Genomic DNA, 23,002 nt, shown 5'->3' with positions numbered 1-23,002 from the left:
TGACATGCAGCTAAAACCGGAAAGTCGTTTTTCACATCATCATTTCCCACACAGCAAGATGTATCGCGCCCTGCTGGTGACCGGGTTACTAACGTTACCTGCGCTTGCACAGGCAGAAAACGCGGCAGATGAAAAAATCGTCGTGACAGCAACACAGACGAAACATACCACGCTAAGCGCTCCCGCCAGCGTTTCTGTCATCACCCGCGCCGAGCTGGAAAAGATGTCGGTGAATAACGTTACCGATGCGGTGAAAAAGCTGCCGGGGATTAATATCAACCCGTCGACTACCTATGGCCGTAACGAGATCAAGATCCGTGGTATGCGGGCAGACTACACGCTGCTGCTGGTGAATGGTCGCCGTATCAACGCCCAAGAATCACTCGCAACTGATATGGGGAATGATTTCGATCTTAGCTCCATTCCTATGTCGGCGATTGAACGTATCGAAGTGATTCGTGGCCCAATGTCTTCGCTGTACGGTGCTGACGCGCTGGGCGGTGTGGTAAACGTGATTCTGCGCCAGCCGGGGGAGAAAGTGGCTGGTGAACTCGGCTATAACTTTCAGGCACCGACCGAAGGTTCCGGCGGTGACAACAATCGCCTGAATGGCTACGTTAGCGGCCCACTGATAGAGAATACGCTGCTGGGTAGCTTGATTGTTGATGGTGGCAAGCGCGATGCGTGGCGTACCGAACAATCCAAGAATCGTAACTCAGATGCCTTGGAAAAACGCGATAACTACAGCGTGCTGGGTAACCTGACGTGGTTGATCGATTCCCAGCAGAGTCTGGATTTTGATGCGACTTATACCAAAGATGACCGTTTCGTCGACTGGAATAACTTTGGTACCACTGCTCATAATACACAAAAAATCGATCGCCTCGCTCTGGGACTCACGCATAACGGTAGCTGGGACAATGTTGATACGCGGCTACGTTATTACTACGAAAACATCGACTTGATGGACAACTCTCAGCTTAATGAGAGTATAGCCGATATTACCCAGAATAATCAGACAGTTGATGGACAAATCTCCGGTTACTTGGGCGACCATCTGCTAACTGGCGGCGGCGAATACCGCATCACATCACTGGAACACAGCATGAACATGAAAGGCGGTAAAGTAGACGTCAACCAGAGTGCTCTTTTCCTACAAGATGAGTTCAAACTCGCGGATTTAGCCCTCACGTTTGGTGGCCGTGTCGACCACCATGAAGTCTATGGAACAGAATTCAGCCCACGCGCCTACGCCACGTATAGTTTAACCGACAACTGGGTGATCAAAGGCGGCGTGAATAAGGCCTTTAAAGCGCCTACGCTAGCTCAGTTCACCAAAGGCTATTCCAAAGCGGACTGCCGCATATTCTGCCGACGCATAGGCAATCCAGACCTCAAAGCAGAAACCTCTATCAGTTATGAAATCGGTACTGCCTATGAAGCTGAACGCTTCGGTGGAGGCGTTACCTTATTTAATAATGATATCAAGGATATGATCCAAGCTGAGGCTTGGAATGGTGTCAGGTCTACGCCTCCAGTCAATCTTACTTATTACAACGTGAGTAAAGCACGTATTCAGGGGATTGAAACCTCATTCTGGGTCGATCTGACTGATGATCTGAACTGGACCACCAACTGGACGGTTGTCGATGCTGAAGATCGCACCACCAGAAAGCGCCTGAAGCAAACCCCGAAAAATACGGTTAACACGCAGTTGAACTGGCAGGCACTGGATAATCTCTCAACTTATGTGTCCTATCAGTACACAGGAAACCAATATTTGCGTGATAAGGAAGTCCTTAAAACCAGAGGCTTCAACACCGTGGATATTGGCGCGACCTATACTCCGATTAAAAACGTGGATCTGAAATTGGGCGTCACTAACCTGACCAACGAAAAACGCGACTATATTGCCACTGACAATGACTACTTCCTGTCTGGACGTACGGTGTACGGCGGCGTGAGCTATAAGTTCTGATACCGATGACTCTAGCCCGCTAACGCGGGCTTCAGACCGTTGACAAATCTGTTTATCGAACGAGAACGGGAGCAACGGAATAGAAGAGTAAAGCGTTTGCGCCAGGGATGGCGCAAGCCGAGCTTACATGGACGTACTTGCAGCGTCTTTACGATCTATCCGTTACTCCCGCTCGACGGACTTTGTCAGCAACCCCAGCCCGCTAACGCGGGCTTTTTTAGCAGCAGAGAAACGTGGTGACGTCGTACTCTCTTAACAGATACGCGCCTTTAAAACGGCGTCCGGCATAAAACGTTGGCGTCAGATCGGTCAGCAGTTCCAGCTCGAACTCGCGTTTGGTGATATCCAGCGCCACCAGCCGAGCATCCAGAAAATCGAAATAGTGCCGGACCTGCGGGTAAAGCGCCTTGAACAGACTCTCTTTCGCCGAAAAGCTGATCGTCAGCAAGCAGCTAAATGCCTCATCTCGCTCCTGAAACCACTGGAACTCTTCATCGCCAATGATGCCGGGCCACAGCGACTGCGCACGCTCGTCGGACATAAATCCTTCGATATCCACACCCACGCACGATAGCGCATCGCTACGTAAATGGGCGGCGCAGAGTACGCTGTCTTTGTTATGGCTCAGCGAACCAGCAATATTTCCTGGCCACTGCGGCGAGCGGTCTTCTCCGCTATGCAGAACAAAATTAGGGTGATCCAGCTTGTTCAACACATATTTGGCAACACAACGCCCAGCCAAAAATTCGGCGCGTCGTTTCGGTACGGCGCGCTCTAACGCATCGGAAAAAGGAATGTTTGCCTCGGCAAAAAGTGCGTCGTCGTAGGCAGACAAATGGAAATGGCAGCGTGCAGTAATACCTGGGTAGGTGGCACCGTCCGTTGCCCGTGGAAAAGAAATCCATTCAACATCATCAATAAAAGCAGAAAGCATGTTGCTCCACTCAGGCAAGCATATCGCACCCGCATTCGGTAAATGCTGCGCAAGCCACGTTTAAACCATGAAAAATGTAGGGGATTAAACGAACAATGGGCGACTTCCGCCGCCCATCATCTCGCTACTGCAAGAATGCCTGGTTACATTTACAGGGCCAGGAAGAACCCTGCGATGCAGGCGCTCATCAGGTTAGAAAGCGTACCTGCCGCAACCGCTTTCAAACCCAAGCGGGCAATATCCTGACGCCGAGTCGGTGCCATACTGCCCAAACCTCCAATAAGGATAGCAATAGACGAAAGGTTAGCAAAGCCGCACAGCGCGAACGAAATCACAGCTTTGGTATGATCCGACAGAACCTGCAAACCCGCAGCCTGCACCACCTCATCCGCTTTCAGATATTCACTGAAATTCAGGTAAGCAACGAACTCGTTGACGATCAGTTTCTGCCCAATGAACGAGCCCGCCACGGTTGCCTCACTCCACGGAATACCAATCAGGAACGCAACAGGCGCAAAGCACCAGCCCAGAATCAGTTCCAGTGACAGCTGCGGGTAGTCAAACCAGCCGCCAATGCCGCCCAGAATACCGTTTAACACGGCGATCAAGGCGATAAACGCCAGCAGCATCGCACCCACATTCAGCGCCAGTTGCATACCAGACGCCGCACCGCTTGCCGCCGCATCGATGACGTTAGCCGGGCGATCGTCTTCATCGACAAAGCCAACCATCTCATCATGGTCGTGCGTTTTTTCCGTTTCCGGCACCATCAGTTTGGCGAACAGTAACCCGCCTGGGGCAGCCATGAAGGACGCTGCAATCAGGTATTCCAACGGCACGCCCATCTGGGCATAGCCTGCCATCACCGCTCCGGCAATTGAGGCCAACCCACCACACATCACGGCAAACAGTTCTGACTGCGTCATGTTGGCAATATACGGACGGACCACCAGCGGCGCTTCCGTTTGACCGACAAAGATATTGGCCGTCGCAGAGAGCGATTCAGTACGGGAGGTGCCTAGCAGTTTCTGCAATCCGCCACCGAGTACCTTGATAACCAACTGCATAATGCCCATGTAGTACAACACGGCAATAAGAGAAGAGAAAAAGACGATAATCGGCAAGACGCGGAGTGCGAAAACAAAGCCCCCCCCGCCAAATACTTCGAACATTTTATCGGAGACCAGACCGCCAAACATGAACGAAACGCCTTGATTTCCGTAGGCGATAACGTTTGCTACACCGCCCGTCAAACCTTCAAGAATCTTGCGGCCTACTGGTACATACAGTACCAGTGCACCAATACCGATCTGAAGAATGAAAGCACCGGCTACGGTGCGCAATCTGATAGCTTTACGGTTATTGGACAGCATAACCGCAAACAAAATCAGAACAGTCATGCCGATGAGACTCATAACGAGTTGCATGTGTAGTTCCCTATAACGCGTGAAAAAGTGAGAGCATAATAAAAATCGGGTCACCAGAACGGTAAACATGCGCTGGCGAACTAATCCCATACTCTAAATAATTCAAGTTTCAGGCAGGCGGCAAGCGAAGGCATCCCGATGAGCTTACTCAGGTAAGTGATTCGGGTAACTGAACGCGGCCAACGCACATGTAACTTGAAGTATGACGAGTATAAAGACAGGCCCGTGAAGGTCGCTAATTTATGTCACAAATACATACAACATCGAACAGCCCAAAGTACAGAAAAGTGATCTTCATCACAATTCTATGGTTGGCATATGAAATTGAAATGGCTGTTCTGCCTGTTGCCGCACAGAAATAAGCGAAATCAGAAGCTGCAGCACATCTTTCAGCTTCGGGGGAATAATCGTCGTGTAACCGCGTTAGGCCTGCGTAAGTCGGCCAAACAGCCTGAGCGAATTCTGCAACAGCGCCTCGGCAATGTCTTCAGGCGGTTCTGTACGTATCTCACACAGTGTTTGAAATGCATACGAAATACGCTCTGGTCGGTTTGGCTGCCCCTGATAGCCACTCATCGGCATGTCGGGCGCGTCGGTTTCCAGCAGCAGCCGATCTAACGGCAGTTGAGCGATTGCCCGACGCGTTTTATTCGCTCTGTCATAGGTTATGGTTCCCCCTACGCCGATGTAATAGCCGAGCCGGATAAAGGCCTGCGCCTGTGCCAGGCTGCCCGCAAACCCGTGAACCACGCCGGTACGTGGCACGTCGATACGGCGCAGTAATTGCGCCAACCTGTCGTGGCTGCGTCGCGAGTGCAGGATCGTCGGGAGATCGTATTTTTTCGCCAGCCGAAGCTGAACCTCAAGGAAGGTAAGCTGCCGCTCAAACTGCGGTTCCGACATATAGAGATCCAACCCAATTTCCCCCACCGCCACCAGTTTGGCGGGTAACTGGCGCAGTTCGTCTTCCAGACGGAGCAAATCGCTCTCCTGATGCTCGGCGATATAAAGCGGGTGAAGGCCCAGTGCGGCGTAGAGCGGTGAGTAAGTGCGAGAGAGCGTCAAGACGCGCTCAAAATGCTGAGAAGCCACGGCAGGAATGATGATGCGCTCAACCCCAGCGTCTTGTGCCAGACGCAAGCTTTCCGGTGCGTCATCATAGAATAAGGGGAAGTCAAAATGGCAGTGGGTATCGATAAAACGGTATCGTTCAGCGGACACGTCGTTTATCTCCGTCAAAATTAGGTCCGTCAAGATGAGGCGACCTAATCTACGCCCAAGAACTATTCTGCCAAAGCCTCATGGCAGAATCGGACTTGTCGTTGCGGTGAGACCTCAGTGTAACGTGGTTTTCTCTGAGGATACCTCTTCGTGTGCTTTTCCGTAACCCTCTTGCAAGACGCCGGACAGGTAATCGTTACTCCCTTCCAGCCAGGCGCAGTCGCTGTCAAACCAATCGGCCCACAGCGCGAGGAAATTCCCTTTCCACTGTTTCCATTTGCCAACAACGATATCGCTATTCATCATAAACCTCCTGATAAACTGTCGAAATGCAGCAAATACGTGAACAGTGTGCCGGTAAAATATGACAGCCGCGTGGCGCGGCTGTGTGCTCTGTATGACATTTCTTTCTATAGAGAAAGAATGAAAGAATGCGCTGTGCTACGGCCGTTTCCGCCCCGTGAACAAGCTAACCAGAAACAGAATAATACCGACCACAAAGACGATTTTCGCCGCGCCAGCTGCTGTACCGGCCAATCCGCCGAAACCCAGTGCTGCCGCGATCAGTGCGATAACTAAAAAGATAATACCCCAACGAAACATACGCTCTCCTTACCAGACAAAATGAAAAATCATGGTGGTCATCCTGACGCCATTCGTGCGTCCTGACTGCGTATCCACAGGTGGTGTTTTATTATGCGGATTAGGTAGGGTTATCCGCCATTAAGGATAACCCTGTATCAAAGGGTTATTTAACTGTCAGGTCGTTCTTGACGCTTTTCACACCGTCGACGGCCTTCGCAATACTCTCAGCACGGTCGGACTGCGCTTTGTTATCCACCCCGCCGCTCAGTTGCACGACGCCAGCCTGCGTTTCGACTTTCACTTTACGGGACGGAACAATGTCATCCGCCAGCAGTTTGGCCTTAATGGTGCTGGTAATCACGGCATCATCGGCATACGCGCCAACCGATTGTGATTGATTATCTTTCACCTGCAGTTTATCGCTGACAGACTGGACGCCCTCAACCTGCGTAGTGATTTCTACCGCACGGGAGCTCAATTCCTGACTACCAACAAAGCCGCTCAGCGTGACGACGCCATTTGATGTTTCAACGGAAATATCGCTGCTGGTGATCGATTTGTCTTCCAACAACGCACTCTTCACTTTTGCTGTGATAGCGCTGTCACTGACGTAGCCAGAAGCTTTATTGGCGGAGCTATCGATTTTTGCACCAGTTGTGTCCGCGATACGCTCTACTTTCTGCCCTAACGTTTCTTCAGCCATGGCACCGCCAGCCAGAATCGAACCCAGAGCAACTACGATCAGCGATTGTGTCAATTTGGTCTTTTTCATCGATGTCTTCCTTCTTATGCTCTTCTATAAACCCGAAAAACCGATTTGGGTCACGTTAACGGCTGCACCGTCATCAGCAAATCAAGGTGATAATGACGTTATCAATACTCCGATGATTCCCTCTACTTGCATAAAAAATCAGAGTATTGAATTGCAAATACGAAACAAATCAAAATAATGAACCAATTTAAATTGCACTAACAGTTGAACAAGCTAAATCAGTTAACACGCTGTTAACTATAGCCTACAGAATGGAAAATCACAGGGGAACAAGGGAATATGCGCAGCAATTCAGATTTGTCTGTTGCACCGAAGCGAGAAATAACAGCAGGAAGAAAAAAAGACTAATACTTTGTTTTTTAATACATTTAAAAATAAAAACACTCGGCACTTTTGGCCTAAAGCCAAGCATAACCGAGTGATGATTATTTTAACAAGATGGTCACTATTTAAACGCCACAGCCACGATGATTTTCATGAAACCGTGGCGCCACCGATCAAAATTAATGCTCGCGCGTTTGGTGGAACGCCACTTCTGGATAACGTTCCCGCGTCAGGTTCAAGTTCACCATCGTCGGTGCGATATAGGCCAGATTATCACCGCCATCCAGCGCCAGATGCAGCTCGTTCTTACGCTTGAACTCTTCGAACTTCTTCACATCGCCGCACTCAACCCAGCGCGCAGTAGAAACGTTCACCGACTCGTAAATCGCCTCAACGTTGTATTCCGTTTTCAGACGGGCAACGACCACATCGAACTGCAGCACGCCGACGGCACCCACGATAAGGTCGTTGTTGGTCAATGGACGAAAGACCTGCACTGCACCTTCCTCGGACAGTTGTACCAGCCCTTTAAGCAGCTGTTTCTGCTTGAGCGGGTCACGCAGACGGATACGACGGAACAGTTCCGGCGCAAAGTTGGGGATACCGGTGAATTTCATATCTTCACCTTGGGTAAACGTATCGCCAATCTGGATAGTACCGTGGTTGTGTAACCCGATGATATCGCCCGGGTAGGCTTCTTCAATGTGGGAACGGTCGCCCGCCATAAAGGTCAGCGCGTCTGAAATCACCACGTCTTTACCCGTACGCACCTGACGCAGCTTCATACTCTTTTCATATCTTCCGGACACCACGCGCATAAACGCCACGCGGTCACGGTGTTTCGGGTCCATATTGGCCTGAATCTTGAACACAAAGCCGGTGAATTTCTCTTCCGCCGCCGTCACTTCACGGGTATCCGTTTTACGCGGCATCGGCGCAGGTGCCCAGGCGACTAACCCATCCAGCATGTGGTCAACGCCGAAGTTCCCCAGCGCCGTACCAAAGAAGACCGGCGTCAGTTCCCCTGCCAGAAACGCGTCCAGTTCAAATTCGTGCGATGCCCCTTGTACCAGTTCCAGCTCTTCACGCAGTTGTGCCGCCAGCTCTTCGCCAACGGCAGTGTCCAGTTCCGGATTATCCAGCCCTTTAACGATGCGCACTTCCTGAATCGTATGGCCTTTACCGGTCTGATACAGATAGGTTTCATCTTTATAAAGGTGATACACGCCTTTGAACAATTTGCCGCAGCCAATCGGCCAGGTAATTGGCGCACAGGCGATCTTAAGCTCGCTCTCGACTTCATCCAGCACTTCCATCGGATCGCGGATGTCACGGTCAAGCTTGTTCATGAACGTCAGAATCGGGGTGTCGCGCAGGCGAGTGACTTCCATCAGCTTACGCGTACGATCTTCGACCCCTTTTGCGGCGTCGATCACCATCAGGCAGCAGTCCACCGCCGTCAGCGTACGATAGGTATCTTCGGAGAAGTCTTCGTGTCCTGGGGTATCCAGCAGGTTAACCAGACATTCGCGGTAGGGAAACTGCATCACGGACGTGGTGATAGAGATACCACGCTGCTTTTCCATCTCCATCCAGTCGGATTTCGCATGTTGGTTTGAACCACGCCCTTTTACCGTACCGGCAGTCTGGATCGCCTGTCCGAACAGCAGGACCTTTTCGGTAATCGTGGTTTTACCGGCATCGGGGTGAGAAATGATAGCGAACGTTCTTCTTTTGGAGACTTCGCGGGCGTATTCACTTGGAGACATGATTTTCAGGTTTCTTTTGTTAGCCACCCGGCGTCAGCATCAAGTCAACAACACACCGATGTCAGATCGTCAGGCAAAGCGGAAATAAACTGTAGCCGAGCATTTTCCCTGATTTAACGTGCAGACACAATCGGTGATGGCATAAACAGCAAAGCAGGTCGCTATCACCTGCTTTGCTGTTTATTTAGTACGCCTGGCCACCAACGTATCAGAGACTTTTCTCTTCCCCGTCTTTTTTCACTACCGCGCCGCTGTCCGGCTGCGTGTCGCTTTCTACCTCATCCCCTTCTTCTTTCACTGGCGTACTGGCCGTGAGAAGGTAGGGCGACTGCTGCCAGCGAGTTCGACGATTCTGCAAGAGCGTACGGGTCAGAATGATGCCGATAGCCAGTGAAAGCAAAATCATCAGACGCAGAATATTGGTGGTGTTATCCACCTGTCTGGCTTCGGTCGCCAGCACATGGGTATCTAAAGTAATACGCAGGAAACCGATAGGCCCTTCTTTTCCCTCAATCGGCTGTACCAGTTGATGGTTAAAGTAGCTACCGACCCGATTGCCGTCCAGTGCCAGCCGGTCTCTCAGTTGCACTTGCTCACCGATATGCGCCACCAGCGAGCCGTCCTGTTGATACACGCCAGCATCCAGAATACGACTGTGATCGGTAAGCTGTTTGAGGATGGTATTAATTTTTTGACTATTATCATCCACGCTACCCATCAGCGGAGAAAGGCTGTAAGCCACCTGTCTGGAGAGCGTACGCGCCAGATCTTCAACCTGTTCAGATCGCGCCATCTGGTGGCTCAAACTGAAATAGGACGCACCTTGCATTAATACCACTAGCAGAGCGAGGCAAATCAGCACAATTGCCGTGCGGTGTAGACGAAATTTCAACCGAGCGCGAACCATGATAATCCTTACACGATTTGGATACTTTCATGTTGCCAGAAGCGCCGACGATAGGATAGCTTGTTGCCCAGTTTTTGGAGGGATATGTTTGGTCGACGCCACATCCCTCTTTATCGCACGACTTTATCGCACTACTGCCAGCAGAGGATTTACCCCATGTCGAATAGTCTGACCTATCGTGACCTCTCTGATGAGATCAACTGTTGGCCGGGACTGCCATTATCACTGAGCGGTGACGAAGTGATGCCGCTTGATTACCGCGCTGGAGACACCGGCTGGCTGATTTACAGCGATGTCCTCGATAAGAACCTGATTTCCCGCTACCAGCGTAAGCTGGGGAGCGCGATGGTGATCGTGAGCGCCTGGAACGTGGGCGATTATCAGGTCGTGCGTTTGGCAGGCACGCTGACGCCACGCGCAACCAAGCTGGCTCACGAACTGGGTATCGATGTCGCGGCCATGCGTAATGCGCCAACGCTGCGTTCGCCGGGTTTGCTGGTGATGGACATGGATTCCACCGCGATTCAGATCGAATGTATTGATGAAATCGCCAAACTGGCGGGCACAGGCGAACTGGTCGCTGAAGTCACCGAACGCGCGATGCGCGGCGAGCTGGATTTCGCTGACAGCCTGCGCCAGCGCGTAGGGACATTAAAAGGTGCCGACGCCAATATCTTACAGACGGTGCTCAAAAACCTGCCGCTAATGCCGGGCCTGCGTAATATGGTTAGTCAGCTTCAGGAAGCAGGCTGGCACGTCGCGATTGCGTCGGGCGGATTTACCTACTTTGCTGATTATTTACGTGATGAGTTAGGTCTGGTAGCCGCTGTTGCCAACGAGTTAGGCATGCAAGACGGCAAGCTGACCGGCGACGTCATCGGCACGATTGTCGATGCAAAATATAAAGCGACCACGCTGCAACAGCTGGCGGAAAAGCTGGAAATCCCAATGCATCAGACCGTTGCGATTGGCGACGGCGCAAACGATCTGCCGATGATCAAGGCAGCCAGCTTAGGCATTGCCTATCACGCCAAACCGAAGGTCAATGAGCAATCTGCGGTGACCATCCGTCATGCCGACCTGACTGGTGTACTATGCATACTCAGCGGCAGCATGAGACACGAAAAGCGTTAATCAGTAGGAGGTGAGACGTGGCAAAAGCCGTCAAACGGGCGTTTGTATGTAATGAATGCGGGGCTGACTACCCGCGCTGGCAAGGGCAATGTAGCGCCTGCCATGCCTGGAATACCATTACCGAAGTCCGCCTGGCCTCGGCGTCCGTGTCACGTTCTGACCGTCTCACTGGCTATGCAGGCGAAAGCGCTGGCGTCAGCCGGGTACAGAAGCTCTCGGAAATCAGTCTTGAAGCACTGCCTCGCTTTTCTACCGGCTTTCAGGAGTTTGACCGCGTTCTGGGCGGCGGTGTTGTTCCGGGCAGCGCCATTCTGATCGGCGGTAACCCCGGCGCAGGTAAAAGTACCCTGCTGCTGCAAACGCTCTGCAAGCTGTCAGAGAACATGAAAACCCTGTACGTCACCGGTGAAGAATCACTACAGCAGGTGGCAATGCGGGCACACCGCCTCAATCTGCCGGCTCAGAACCTCAACATGCTGTCGGAAACCAGCATCGAACAGATTTGCCTGATTGCCGAGCAGGAACAGCCGAAACTGATGGTGATCGACTCCATTCAGGTCATGCATCTCGCCGATATTCAATCGTCTCCCGGCAGCGTGGCGCAGGTGCGTGAAACCGCCGCCTACCTGACGCGCTTCGCCAAAACGCGTGGCGTTGCTATCGTCATGGTCGGCCATGTCACCAAAGACGGTTCGCTCGCCGGGCCGAAAGTCTTGGAACACTGCATCGACTGCTCCGTGCTGCTGGATGGCGATGCCGATTCCCGCTTCCGCACGCTGCGCAGCCATAAAAACCGTTTCGGCGCCGTTAACGAGCTGGGCGTGTTCGCGATGACGGAACAAGGTCTACGCGAGATCAGCAATCCGTCGGCGATTTTCCTCAGCCGCGGGGACGAAATCACGTCCGGCAGTTCGGTCATGGTGGTGTGGGAAGGCACACGTCCGCTGCTGGTCGAGATTCAGGCGCTGGTGGATCAATCGATGATGGCCAACCCGCGTCGCGTGGCGGTCGGGCTGGAGCAAAACCGATTAGCCATCCTGCTGGCGGTGCTGCATCGCCACGGCGGCTTGCAGATGTCGGATCAGGATGTGTTCGTGAATGTCGTCGGCGGCGTGAAAGTCACCGAAACCAGTGCCGACCTGGCGCTGCTGCTATCGCTGGTCTCCAGCTTCCGCGACCGCCCGCTGCCACAAGATCTAGTCATCTTCGGTGAAGTCGGTCTGGCGGGCGAAATCCGCCCGGTTCCCAGCGGACAAGAGCGGATTACCGAAGCCGCCAAACACGGTTTCAAACGCGCCATCGTTCCTCATGCCAATATGCCGAAGAAAATCCCTGCCAGCATGCAGGTGTTCGGCGTGAAAAAGCTAGCCGACGCGCTAGCGATCCTCGACGATCTCTAAACGGACCGCAGAAGGCCATCCGCCCCTTCCATCCTGAGCTAAACAGGGGAAAGAGTAGCGGATGTTGCCCTGTTCTGTGGTATTTTGTTTAGTAAACTAAACAAGAGTACTGCACCATGTCATCATTTGATTACCTGAAATCCGCCATCCGGCAGAAGGGTTGCACCCTACAGCAGGTTGCCGACGCGACCGATATGACCAAAGGCTATCTCAGTCAATTACTTAATGCCAAAATAAAAAGCCCTAGCGCCCAGAAACTGGAAGCGCTGCATCGCTTTCTTGAACTGGAATTCCCGCGCTACGAAAAGAGCATTGGTGTCGTCTTCGGCAAGTTCTATCCGCTACACACTGGCCACATTTATCTTATTCAGCGTGCCTGTAGCCAGGTCGATGAACTGCATGTGATTTTAGGTTACGACGAACCGCGTGACCGCCTGCTGTTTGAGAACAGCTCGATGTCACAGCAGCCCACCGTCAGCGACCGCCTGCGCTGGCTATTGCAGACCTTTAAGTATCAGAAAAACATTCATATTCACGCCTTCAATGAGCAAGGAATGGAGCCTTACCCGCACGGCTGGGATGTGTGGAGCAAAGGGATTCAGGCGTTCATGCAGGAAAAAAGCATCACGCCGAATTTCGTCTACACCAGCGAAGAACAGGATGCCGCGCAATACCGCGAGCAACTGGGCATTGAATCCGTCCTGATCGACCCGCAGCGCTCCTTTATGAACATCAGCGGTTCGCAGATTCGCCACGATCCCTTCCGCTACTGGGACTATATCCCGACCGAAGTGAAGCCGTTCTTTGTGCGTACCGTTGCCATTCTTGGCGGCGAATCCAGCGGTAAGTCCACGCTGGTGAACAAGTTGGCGAATATCTTCAATACCACCAGCGCCTGGGAGTATGGCCGCGATTACGTGTTCTCCCATTTGGGCGGTGACGAGATGGCGCTGCAATATTCCGACTACGATAAAATCGCGCTGGGTCAGGCACAGTACATTGATTTTGCAGTGAAATATGCCAATAAAGTGGCCTTCATCGATACCGATTTCGTCACCACGCAGGCGTTTTGCAAGAAATACGAGGGTCGTGAGCACCCGTTCGTTCAGGCGCTGATCGATGAATACCGTTTCGATCTGGTGATTTTGCTGGAAAACAACACGCCGTGGGTCGCCGATGGGTTGCGTAGCTTAGGCAGCACCACCGCCCGCTCGGAGTTTCAGGAGCTGCTGAAAACGATGCTGGCTAACAATAATATCCCGTACGTTTACATCAAAGAGTCGGACTACGATTCGCGCTTCCTGCACTGTGTGGAATTGGTACAGCAGATGTTGGGCCACGATCGGGTGCCCGAACCGATCAAAAGCTAGCGTGTTTTCCACTGCCAATGGCGGGAGGGGGTAATAATTTCTGGCAGCGGAATATCCCAACTTTCCACTGGCAGTGCATCAACCTGCTGACAATCGTGGGCCAGACCGATCGGGTAAGGCCCGCGAGACATCTGGTTGCGATACTGCAACGTACGGTCGTAAAACCCGCCCCCCATCCCCAGCCGCTGTCCCTGATGATCAAACGCCACCAGCGGCGTCAGCAGGACGTCCAACTGCGGTAACGGCAGCACATGGCGAATATCCAGACACGGCTCCATAATCTTCAGACGATTGCGTACCAGTTTGGTGTCCGGTGCATAGCGCAGGAACAACAGATACCCAGTACGAAACGGATGCAGAACCGGCAAATAAACGCGCTTCCCCTGCAGCCACAGCTGTTGAATCAGCGGGTGCGTATCCAGTTCGCCATCAAATGACAGAAATACCGCCACACTCTCTGCCTGTATGATTTTCGGGTGCGCCATGACGCGCTCACTCGCCTGCTGCGCAAAGCGCGACTGCTGCTCTGGCGTCAGTAAACGACGCTGCTGACGTACAGCCTGACGAATCTGCTGACGCGATGCTGCCGTAGAAGAAAGTAAAGTATCGGGAAGTGCCGATGAAGATGAATCAGAAGATGACATGGGCTGCATTCGCCACGGGTCAAAAATGATAAAAGAAAGGGAATCTCCGAGATGCCGCCGCAGGCTGTAACCCTTGAACCCTTGGTTCAAGGTGAACATAACGTCGCAGTCTTAAGGCTTCTCGGACGAACCGAGCGTGCTCACCAACCGCAGAGCATTACATTCTGTTGGTATGAAATATCGGCTCAGGGGACTGGCCCGCTGACAAACATCTCAGAGAAATTTTATTCGTTACTCGCGATAAACCTTAGCACGTCTTCTCGCGTAAAAACACCGTACTTTTGTCAAAATACGACGTTATTCAAATTGTGCACCCTGACGTTCAGTGATCTTGCCTTGCTCCAGCAACGCCTGTTCGATGGTTTGCTGCAACATACGAATACGTTGTTCCATATTCGACGCATAATCACGCGTCTTACCCCGCTCCTGCGCCAACTCATGGCACACATTCAGCGCGGCAATAAACACCAGTTGCTCAGTGTTTGTGACTCTAGTGCGAACTTTAAGATCTTGCAACCGCTGGTTAAGATCTTCCGCCGCCTGATTCAACGCATCCTGTTGTTCTGGCGGGCAATTTACTCTTAACGAACGGCCAAAAATTTGAATATCTACTGGTTGTGCAGACATACCACCTTCCTGCCTTTTGTCGTTCTTACGCCCGCGTGCCACATAGCATGAGCATTACCCGTTACATCGGGCTCGTTAAAGCGGGCGCAACTATATATAGCCGAGATCTAAGATACAAGCCCTTTCTGGAATCGAAAGGGAGCTTGGTGGTAGCATAGCACGAACCCATCCAGCCAACGATGACGAATCCGCATGTCTATAGAGAATACGTTTCCTGCCTATGAAGGCCTTGACCAACTGCTTCACCAACAGCAGGTCGCGCTGACCGCAGCAGAAATGCACGGTTTGATCAGTGGGATGCTGTGTGGTGGAAACCATGACGACAGTTGGAGAACGCTGGTTTTTGAACTGACTAACGAAGGCATGGCGTTTACCCAAACGCTGTCGCAGCCGCTTCAGGAGCTGTATCAGGCCACGCGTGAAGCGCTGGAAGATGATGGCTTTCTGTTCCAGCTTTTCCTGCCAGACGACTCGCAGGATGATGTAAGCGTTTTCGATCGCGCCGACGCGCTGGCAGGCTGGGTCAACCACTTCCTGCTCGGGCTGGGCGTGGCTCAGCCACAGTTGAACAAAGCCAAAGGCGAGCTGAAAGAAGCTATCGAAGATTTACGCAACATCGCACAACTGGGCTACGACGAAGATGAAGACCAGGAAGAACTAGAGCAATCACTGGAAGAAGTGATTGAGTATGTTCGCGTTTCTGCCATTTTGTGTCATACCGAATTTACCAGCCAACGCGTTGTGACTGCGCCCGAACAGCAGAAACCAACGCTGCACTAAATAACGTCGAAAGGCATGCCTCATTCAGAGCGGAAGGGAAAGGCAACCGCACGGACTATTTTCAGGAGCAGGTGATGAATCCACAAGAATTTCTTCGTCGTCGTCAGGGTCTGTTGGAAAAAATGGCACCGGGCAGCGCGGCGATTATTTTTGCCGCGCCGGAAGCACAGCGCAATGCCGACAGTGACTATCCTTATCGTCAAAATAGCGATTTCTGGTATTTCACGGGATTTAACGAACCAGAAGCCGTTCTGCTGCTGGTGAAAAGCGATGCCAAACATCATCACAGCGTGATCTTCAACCGCGTACGCGATCTGACAGCCGAAATCTGGTTTGGTCGTCGTCTCGGTCAGGAAGCAGCCCCCGCTAAACTCGGCGTTGACCGTGCGCTGCCGTTTGGCGAAATCGGCGCACAGCTGCATCTATTATTGAATGGGCTGGACGTGGTGTACCACGCGCAAGGGCAGTACGATTATGCCGACAAACTGGTCTTCGCTGCGCTGGACACCTTGCGCAACGGCTCCCGTCAGGGCTTTGCTGCCCCGGCTACGCTGACAGACTGGCGTCCGTGGGTGCATGAGATGCGCCTGTTCAAATCACCGGAAGAAATTAGCGTGATGCGCCGCGCCTGTGAAATTACCGCGCTGGCCCACACCCGCGCCATGCAAAAATGCCGTCCCGGCATGTATGAATATCAGCTTGAAGGCGAAATTCACCACGAATTTACCCGTCACGGTGCGCGTTATCCTTCTTACAACACCATCGTCGGCAGCGGTGATAACGCCTGCATCCTGCATTACACCGAAAATGAAACACAAATGCGCGACGGCGATCTGGTGCTGATTGACGCTGGCTGTGAATACAAAAGCTATGCTGGCGACATTACCCGCACCTTCCCCGTCAACGGCAAATTTACCGCGCCGCAGCGTGCCATTTACGACATCGTACTGCGCTCACAGCTGCGCGCACTGGAACTGTTTGGCCCAGGTCGTAGCATCCGTGAAGTGAACGAAGAAGTGGTACGCATCATGGTCAGCGGGCTTATCAAGCTCGGCGTGCTGAAAGGTGACGTGGAAGAGCTGATTGCCGAGCAGGCACATCGCCAGTTCTTCATGCACGGCCTCAGCCACTGGCTGGGTCTGGACGTGCACGACGTGGGTAACTACGGCACCACCGATCGGGGCCGTCCGCTTGAACCGGGTATGGTACTGACCATCGAGCCGGGTCTTTACATCGCACCTGATGCCAAAGTGCCGCAGCAGTACCGGGGAATCGGCGTACGTATCGAAGATAACATCGTGATCACCGAAAGCGGCAATGAAAACCTGACGGCGGGCGTAATCAAAGACGCTGATGCCATCGAAGCGCTCATGGCGCAGCAGCATGATAAGCAACGCTAAGCAGCGCTTTCAAAGGGCAACGACATAATTGCAAAGGACAACAGCATGGCGGTCATGATTGTCGGTGGCGGGATGGCAGGCGCAACGCTGGCGCTGGCGATATCGCGGCTTTCGCAAGGCGCAATCCCGGTCGATCTTATCGAGGCGCACTCGCCACTCGACAAGGAACATCCGGGTTTTGACGCACGCGCCCTCGCGCTGTCTGATGGCACTCGCCAGCAGCTAGCAGCGTTAGGCATCTGGCAAGCGCTGTCGGCTAACGCAACGGCGATAACCGACATTCATGTCAGCGAACGCGGGCACGCCAGCGTGGTGAATCTGAAGGCCTCGGACTATCACGTTCAGGCATTAGGCCATGTGGTTGAACTGCACGACGTCGGGCAACGCCTGTTTTCCCTGCTGCAACAGGCTCCGGGCGTGCGTCTGCATTGCCCGGCCAAAGTCGTTGCCGTCACGCGGACGCAGGATAATGCGACGCTAACGCTGGACGACGGCACCGAGCTAACAGGCCAACTGCTGGTCGCCGCCGACGGTTCGCGCTCCATGCTGTCGCAGTCCTGCGGCATTCAATGGCAGCAGCATGATTATGATCAGATTGCGACGATCGCCAATGTAACAACCGCAGAACCCCATCGCGGACGCGCGTTCGAGCGGTTTACTCCGCACGGCCCGCTGGCGCTCTTGCCGATGAGTAACGGTCGCAGTTCACTCGTCTGGTGCCATGATAAACACCGTCAACATGAGGTCGATGGCTGGAGCGAAGCCGACTTTCGCCAGCAGCTACAGCAGGCTTTTGGCTGGCGTCTGGGGCCGTTCACCCACATCGGCGAACGCCACAGCTATCCGCTGCGCTTACTCACGGCCAGCCAGCATATTAGCCATCGGCTGGCGCTGGTGGGTAACGCCGCGCAAACGTTGCACCCGATTGCCGGACAGGGCTTTAATCTGGGGATTCGCGATGTCATGTCGCTGGCGGAAACCCTCGTCGATGCAGCGAAAAAACAGCAGGATATAGGCCAGTACAGCGTGCTAAGCCGCTACCAACAGCGGCGCGAGCCCGACCAATACACCACGGTGGCGATCACCGATGGACTGGTCAGGCTATTCGCCAACCGCTATGCCGCACTGACCGTCAGCCGCAATCTGGGACTGATCGCCATGAATAACCTACCACTGATGCGCGACGCCTTTGCTCGTCGCACGCTGGGCTGGGTAGAACGTTAATTAAGCTCGCCAACAGGAAATACGGAAATGCAATCATTCGACGTGGTTATTGCCGGTGGCGGTATGGTCGGTCTGGCGCTAGCCTGCGGCTTACAGGGCAGCGGCCTGCGTATCGCCGTGCTGGAGAAACAGGCGGCCGAACCTCAGCCGCTTGGGAAAGACCATGCCCTGCGCGTCTCCGCCATTAATGCCGCCAGCGAATGCCTCCTGCGCCATATCGGCGTCTGGGAAAACCTCGTGACGCAACGCGTTAGTCCTTACAACGATATGCAGGTGTGGGACAAAGACAGCTTCGGTAAAATCAGCTTTAGCGGCGAAGAATTCGGCTTTTCCCATCTTGGGCATATCATTGAAAACCCGGTGATTCAGCAGGTACTGTGGCAACGCGCCTCTCAGTTAAGCGACATCACCCTGCTCTCCCCCGCATCGTTAAAACAGGTTGCCTGGGGCGAGAACGAAGCCTTCATTACGCTGCAGGATGACAGCATGCTGACCGCCCGGCTGGTCGTCGCTGCGGACGGCGCCCATTCGTGGCTGCGCCAGCATGCGGATATTCCGCTGACCTTTTGGGACTACGGCCATCACGCGTTGGTCGCCACTATTCGTACTGAACACCCCCATCAATCTGTCGCGCGTCAGACGTTTCACGGCGACGGTATTCTGGCGTTCCTGCCGCTGGACGAGCCTCACCTTTGTTCGATTGTCTGGTCGCTTTCACCGGAACAGGCTCAGGCGATGCAGAGCTTGTCTGCCGACGAGTTCAATCGTCAGGTCGCGATGGCGTTTGATATGCGTTTGGGGCTGTGTGAGCTGGAAAGCGAGCGCCAGACTTTCCCTTTGACCGGGCGCTACGCTCGCAGTTTTGCGGCACACCGGCTGGTGCTGGTCGGCGACGCGGCGCACACCATTCATCCGCTGGCAGGGCAAGGTGTCAATCTGGGCTTTATGGATGTCGCCGAACTGATTGCGGAAGTGAAGCGCTTACAGGCGCAGGGAAAAGACATCGGCCAACACCTTTATCTGCGACGCTATGAACGTCGCCGCAAACATAGTGCCGCGGTGATGCTCGCCAGCATGCAGGGGTTCCGTGAACTGTTTGACGGTGACAATCCGGCGAAAAAGCTGCTGCGTGATGTCGGTCTGGTTCTAGCGGATAAATTGCCCGGCATTAAACCCACGCTGGTACGTCAGGCAATGGGATTACACGATCTGCCAGACTGGCTTAGCGTCGGAAAATAATAAAACCAGAATAGATAATAAAGCTCGCCGCTTAAGCGGCGAGTTATCAATAACGCTTTCTTTTTAATTAAATCACTAACTTCGTCAACCATATTTCTTATTATTTTAGCCACTGCTCTTTTTTATTCACACAATAAACCATCACTCAAATATAATTAGCAGGATAATAAATAAATTTTATCCCACATAATCATTTACCATTAAAAACAATCCATTATAGAGTTTTGGAAAGAATATTTTTCTGACAGGAGTCATATTTATTATTAAATAGTCGAGTTCTTCTTTTGTTCAATAAAGATTTACGTTATAACGTTCCCAACAAGGATTTTTTAACAGGGAGTTACACGAATGGCTAATTCTATTTTCATGAAGATCACCGGAAAGATTCAGGGACTGATCTCTGAAGGGTGTTTAAGTATCGACTCCGTAGGAAATAAACATATATCTGGTCACGAGAAAGCCGTTTTCATCGTATGAAAACGATCTTAACCATCTTCATTTCATTATCTTCCCTGCTGTTTTTTTGGGGATGGCTTATCATCGTTCCTTATACCGTTTATACGGAAAAAGACATTTTTAAGTACTATACATTAACCTATAAAGAAATCAGGGACGTGCCGAGGCTGTCAAATAATTATTATTTTTCTTATGGGCCGAGTGATGAGGCAACCCCTCAGATAAGTACAATATATTTATGCGATCTAGATAACATTAATGAGGCTTACGATGAGCTACTCGATTATGTTAACAGTACTGGAATCCCATTAGTTGATGATTTTTCCTTAGGTAATTATCCATCATTCGATGAATATTTTCAGATCATTAAAACAAAAGAGAAAGATAGGGTAACGATGAAAAAAATCGAATGTCTAATGTTGGATTTATCCAAAGAGCAACGTTAATTAATACTATAATTGAGTGCATGGAATAATGGCTTAAAAATGATTACATTTGCGTTCTAGCTGCCTTTGGCTTAGAACCCTCGATCGCCCTCAGATGCTCAAACCTACACCTTGAGGTTTATTGGGTATAATAAAATTATCATTAAAATATAATTAGCTGGCTAATAAATAAACTTCATTCTGCATAGTATTTTATCAAAAAAAACAATTAATTATATTTTTTTTGGAAAGGATGTTTTTCTGACAGGAATCATATTTCTTATTAAATAGTCGCGTTCCTCTTTTGTTCAATAAAGATTTACGTTATAACGTTCCCAATAAGGATTTTTTAACAGGGAGTTACACAAATGGCTAATTCTATTTTCATGAAGATCACCGGAAAAATTCAGGGGCTGATCTCTGAAGGGTGTTTAAGTATCGACTCCGTAGGAAATAAACATATAGCTGGTCACGAGGATGAAATTTTTGTTTATGCAACGAATTATGACCTATCAAGAGATCGACACGTCAATCATCATCCCTTTTCCGTGACCAAAGTCGTTGATAAGTCTACACCGTTAGTCCTAACCAGCATCGCTAATAATGAACTGCTGGAAGTTGAGTTGAGATATTACCGCACCTCCGCCAGCGGGACGCAAGAGAACTACATGACAATCACATTAAGAGATGCCTCTATTGTCAACCTCTCTAATCAGAATCCCAATTCATTGACGCATAACGACATGCAACCGTTTGAAACCCTGAGCCTGCGTTATGAAAGCATTACCTGCCAGCACAATATCGCGGGTACATCGGGATACAGCATATTAACTGAAAATATGTACTGATAAACCATGAATAAACTCAATGAAATTATCAACGAATGCGACCTTAGCTTTTCCGATTGGGGAAAGAACTACCCACGCTGGTCACCTATTGACTTCGTTTGGTGGAAAACATTTGGCGGTGATGATTATTTAAATAAATACAAGGATAGTTATATTATTTTCCACAAAGAGAAAATAAAAGAGATTGCTCGACAATATAAAATACCAGCAACTCTCCTTGCCTTGGTTGCCCGTTCCGAAGCCGGAGGTATGGTTGATTATGTTAAATTCCCAGTTTTATTTTACAGGCAGTCTAAGCATACCTATAGTGACTGGGCAAACCAAGATACTGTTACGCCACCTCCAGAGAAAACATCAATAGGCATTATCGCGATGCAAATTAGAGTGGTTGCCGAAATTTTTGGCAAGAATCCCAGTGAATTGAAAAATGCTGAAGCAACGTACATCTCCATTTGTCTAAATAAAGATAATTTTAATCTTACGATGGTCGCACGCCACCTTTATGAGTTAATAAATTATGACTATCCCGGTACTGATACTTTGAACCTAACCGATGAGCAATTCATCCTTGCAGGTTCGCGCTACAACAGAGGTATTGAACGCAGCCGCAGTGATTTTATTCGATCGATAAATGCAGAAAAAAGTGCTAAGACAGAAAGGGATTGGACATCGTACGGTAGATCGATGCTAAGTCATCGTGAAAAAGTAACAAAACTGCTTTATAGCAATACGACTGTTATGCAAAGACCGTAGGATAAACATGCAGCCAGGAGAAATATCAATGTCACAAGCAAAAAAATTCCTCTATCATGTCTATTTTTATGCCTATTCTGCGTTATGCCTTTTTTTAATCAATGCTTTTTCTACCACTGAATATGAATGGATGATAGATGGCGACGCAGTTGCAAATTTCTGTGAAGTGCCGGAAGCCGATGCTGATGGTTTTTTCAGTATCATTATTGTTCCTTTATCTATCCCTTTTTTTCTTTTTAAAAGAAGCCTGCCTAGAATCATTACTTATCTTATCATCCTCGGGTATCATTCATACCGTTTTTATACACGAATCAGTCTTTGTCCAAATTAGACTATCTCTATGAAATAGACGGGTTGAATAAAGAAAAAAGACGACAACGAGGCTAATGTAAAAAATGAAAAAGATAAAACGATTGATATCTCATCCATTAAAAATGTAAATTCATTTACCATCAAAATTAAAAAAGGAATTTGAAAGCATGATTAGTAAAAATCACATATATAACATCTATTTTTATGCTTATTCTGTCCTATGTCTTTTTTTAATTCATGCTTTTTCATCAATCGAATATGAATGGTTATTTGGTGACAGCTCACTTAAAAATTTTTGTGAAAATCCGAGAAGCTATGCTGACAGTTTTTCAAATTTCATTATCATCCCTTTGTCTATCCCTTTTCTTTTGGTTAAACGAACACCACCAAGAATAATTACCTACCTTGTTATTCTCATGTATTACTCAGGCAGTTTCTATACACGCGTGACTATCTGCCCATACTGGTAACAT

The 23,002-nt window shown here is 50.7% G+C and carries 23 protein-coding genes and 1 other RNA gene; 13 read left to right on the top strand and 11 right to left on the bottom strand.

Annotation, left to right across the window (positions count from 1 at the left end):
• Positions 1 to 4: 4 nt before the first annotated feature.
• Entirely contained in the window at positions 5 to 1,978 is a 1,974-nt protein-coding gene (locus tag EO763_RS02600; RefSeq protein WP_161527998.1) for a TonB-dependent receptor domain-containing protein, read from the top strand.
• 217 nt (positions 1,979 to 2,195) lie between these two features.
• Here EO763_RS02600 and EO763_RS02595 read toward each other — a convergent pair whose 3' ends face one another.
• The 8 genes from EO763_RS02595 to EO763_RS02560 all read right to left on the bottom strand — a co-directional run bounded on the left by EO763_RS02595 (position 2,196) and on the right by EO763_RS02560 (position 9,917).
• Entirely contained in the window at positions 2,196 to 2,912 is a 717-nt protein-coding gene (locus tag EO763_RS02595; protein WP_161527997.1) for a 4'-phosphopantetheinyl transferase family protein, read from the bottom strand.
• 149 nt (positions 2,913 to 3,061) lie between these two features.
• Positions 3,062 to 4,339: a NupC/NupG family nucleoside CNT transporter gene (locus EO763_RS02590; RefSeq protein ID WP_161527996.1), complete on the bottom strand. Its 1,278-nt coding sequence runs from the start codon at positions 4,337 to 4,339 to the stop codon at positions 3,062 to 3,064.
• 423 nt (positions 4,340 to 4,762) lie between these two features.
• Complete coding sequence (locus EO763_RS02585) at positions 4,763 to 5,560, bottom strand: TatD family hydrolase (protein ID WP_161527995.1); 798 nt, start codon at positions 5,558 to 5,560, stop codon at positions 4,763 to 4,765.
• Positions 5,561 to 5,674: 114 nt separating this feature from the next.
• Positions 5,675 to 5,863 carry a CsbD family protein gene (locus tag EO763_RS02580; protein WP_010284712.1) on the bottom strand — a complete coding sequence of 63 codons (189 nt, stop codon included), beginning with the start codon at positions 5,861 to 5,863 and terminating at the stop codon, positions 5,675 to 5,677.
• Between the two features lie 138 nt (positions 5,864 to 6,001).
• Positions 6,002 to 6,163: a DUF1328 domain-containing protein gene (locus tag EO763_RS02575; RefSeq protein ID WP_003019081.1), complete on the bottom strand. Its 162-nt coding sequence runs from the start codon at positions 6,161 to 6,163 to the stop codon at positions 6,002 to 6,004.
• Positions 6,164 to 6,308: 145 nt separating this feature from the next.
• Positions 6,309 to 6,917: a molecular chaperone OsmY gene (osmY, locus tag EO763_RS02570; RefSeq protein ID WP_010296295.1), complete on the bottom strand. Its 609-nt coding sequence runs from the start codon at positions 6,915 to 6,917 to the stop codon at positions 6,309 to 6,311.
• A 503-nt stretch (positions 6,918 to 7,420) separates the two neighbouring features.
• Positions 7,421 to 9,010, bottom strand: coding sequence for a peptide chain release factor 3 (gene prfC, locus EO763_RS02565; protein ID WP_039493854.1), 1,590 nt, complete (start codon positions 9,008 to 9,010; stop codon positions 7,421 to 7,423).
• Between the two features lie 208 nt (positions 9,011 to 9,218).
• Positions 9,219 to 9,917, bottom strand: coding sequence for a YtjB family periplasmic protein (locus tag EO763_RS02560; RefSeq protein WP_161527994.1), 699 nt, complete (start codon positions 9,915 to 9,917; stop codon positions 9,219 to 9,221).
• 156 nt (positions 9,918 to 10,073) lie between these two features.
• Here EO763_RS02560 and serB point away from each other — a divergent pair, with 156 nt between their 5' ends.
• The 3 genes from serB (at position 10,074) to nadR (ending at position 13,821) form a co-directional block, all read left to right on the top strand.
• Positions 10,074 to 11,051, top strand: coding sequence for a phosphoserine phosphatase (gene serB, locus EO763_RS02555; RefSeq protein WP_039493862.1), 978 nt, complete (start codon positions 10,074 to 10,076; stop codon positions 11,049 to 11,051).
• Positions 11,052 to 11,068: 17 nt separating this feature from the next.
• On the top strand, positions 11,069 to 12,451 hold the full coding sequence (gene radA / locus EO763_RS02550) for a DNA repair protein RadA (protein ID WP_161527993.1): 1,383 nt from the start codon (positions 11,069 to 11,071) through the stop codon (positions 12,449 to 12,451).
• Between the two features lie 116 nt (positions 12,452 to 12,567).
• Entirely contained in the window at positions 12,568 to 13,821 is a 1,254-nt protein-coding gene (gene nadR / locus EO763_RS02545; protein ID WP_161527992.1) for a multifunctional transcriptional regulator/nicotinamide-nucleotide adenylyltransferase/ribosylnicotinamide kinase NadR, read from the top strand.
• Here the strand turns inward: nadR and EO763_RS02540 are convergent.
• From EO763_RS02540 to zapA, 3 genes are all read right to left on the bottom strand, one after another.
• Entirely contained in the window at positions 13,818 to 14,465 is a 648-nt protein-coding gene (locus EO763_RS02540) for a 5-formyltetrahydrofolate cyclo-ligase (protein ID WP_161527991.1), read from the bottom strand. The genes nadR and EO763_RS02540 overlap by 4 nt on opposite strands.
• 39 nt (positions 14,466 to 14,504) lie before the next feature.
• A non-coding RNA gene (gene ssrS / locus EO763_RS02535) (6S RNA) lies at positions 14,505 to 14,688 on the bottom strand.
• A gap of 74 nt (positions 14,689 to 14,762) precedes the next feature.
• Complete coding sequence (zapA, locus tag EO763_RS02530; RefSeq protein ID WP_010284667.1) at positions 14,763 to 15,092, bottom strand: cell division protein ZapA; 330 nt, start codon at positions 15,090 to 15,092, stop codon at positions 14,763 to 14,765.
• Positions 15,093 to 15,284: 192 nt separating this feature from the next.
• Here zapA and EO763_RS02525 point away from each other — a divergent pair, with 192 nt between their 5' ends.
• The 9 genes from EO763_RS02525 to EO763_RS02485 all read left to right on the top strand — a co-directional run bounded on the left by EO763_RS02525 (position 15,285) and on the right by EO763_RS02485 (position 22,999).
• Positions 15,285 to 15,872: a YecA/YgfB family protein gene (locus EO763_RS02525; protein WP_010296270.1), complete on the top strand. Its 588-nt coding sequence runs from the start codon at positions 15,285 to 15,287 to the stop codon at positions 15,870 to 15,872.
• 74 nt (positions 15,873 to 15,946) lie between these two features.
• Positions 15,947 to 17,272 (top strand): Xaa-Pro aminopeptidase, encoded by a 1,326-nt coding sequence (gene pepP / locus EO763_RS02520; protein WP_161527990.1) that lies wholly within the window; start codon positions 15,947 to 15,949, stop codon positions 17,270 to 17,272.
• Between the two features lie 45 nt (positions 17,273 to 17,317).
• Entirely contained in the window at positions 17,318 to 18,496 is a 1,179-nt protein-coding gene (gene ubiH / locus EO763_RS02515) for a 2-octaprenyl-6-methoxyphenyl hydroxylase (protein ID WP_161527989.1), read from the top strand.
• Between the two features lie 27 nt (positions 18,497 to 18,523).
• Positions 18,524 to 19,735, top strand: coding sequence for an FAD-dependent 2-octaprenylphenol hydroxylase (ubiI, locus tag EO763_RS02510; RefSeq protein ID WP_161527988.1), 1,212 nt, complete (start codon positions 18,524 to 18,526; stop codon positions 19,733 to 19,735).
• Between the two features lie 473 nt (positions 19,736 to 20,208).
• Positions 20,209 to 20,637, top strand: coding sequence for a hypothetical protein (locus EO763_RS02505; RefSeq protein WP_161527987.1), 429 nt, complete (start codon positions 20,209 to 20,211; stop codon positions 20,635 to 20,637).
• Between the two features lie 347 nt (positions 20,638 to 20,984).
• The gene (locus EO763_RS02500; protein WP_161527986.1) at positions 20,985 to 21,464 is read left to right on the top strand and encodes an Hcp family type VI secretion system effector; all 480 of its coding nucleotides are present in this window, start codon (positions 20,985 to 20,987) and stop codon (positions 21,462 to 21,464) included.
• Positions 21,465 to 21,470: 6 nt separating this feature from the next.
• Positions 21,471 to 22,217, top strand: a complete 747-nt coding sequence (locus EO763_RS02495; protein ID WP_161527985.1) for a hypothetical protein — start codon at positions 21,471 to 21,473, stop codon at positions 22,215 to 22,217.
• Between the two features lie 28 nt (positions 22,218 to 22,245).
• Positions 22,246 to 22,548 carry a DUF2645 family protein gene (locus EO763_RS02490; RefSeq protein WP_161527984.1) on the top strand — a complete coding sequence of 101 codons (303 nt, stop codon included), beginning with the start codon at positions 22,246 to 22,248 and terminating at the stop codon, positions 22,546 to 22,548.
• A 148-nt stretch (positions 22,549 to 22,696) separates the two neighbouring features.
• Positions 22,697 to 22,999 carry a DUF2645 family protein gene (locus EO763_RS02485; protein WP_161527983.1) on the top strand — a complete coding sequence of 101 codons (303 nt, stop codon included), beginning with the start codon at positions 22,697 to 22,699 and terminating at the stop codon, positions 22,997 to 22,999.
• Positions 23,000 to 23,002: the final 3 nt, after the last annotated feature.

Origin of the sequence: Pectobacterium odoriferum, assembly GCF_009931295.1 — a bacterium.
In the GTDB taxonomy this organism is placed as follows: domain Bacteria; phylum Pseudomonadota; class Gammaproteobacteria; order Enterobacterales; family Enterobacteriaceae; genus Pectobacterium; species Pectobacterium odoriferum.
Note: the sequence above shows the minus strand (reverse complement) of the source record. Positions and strands in the feature narration are given on the sequence as shown.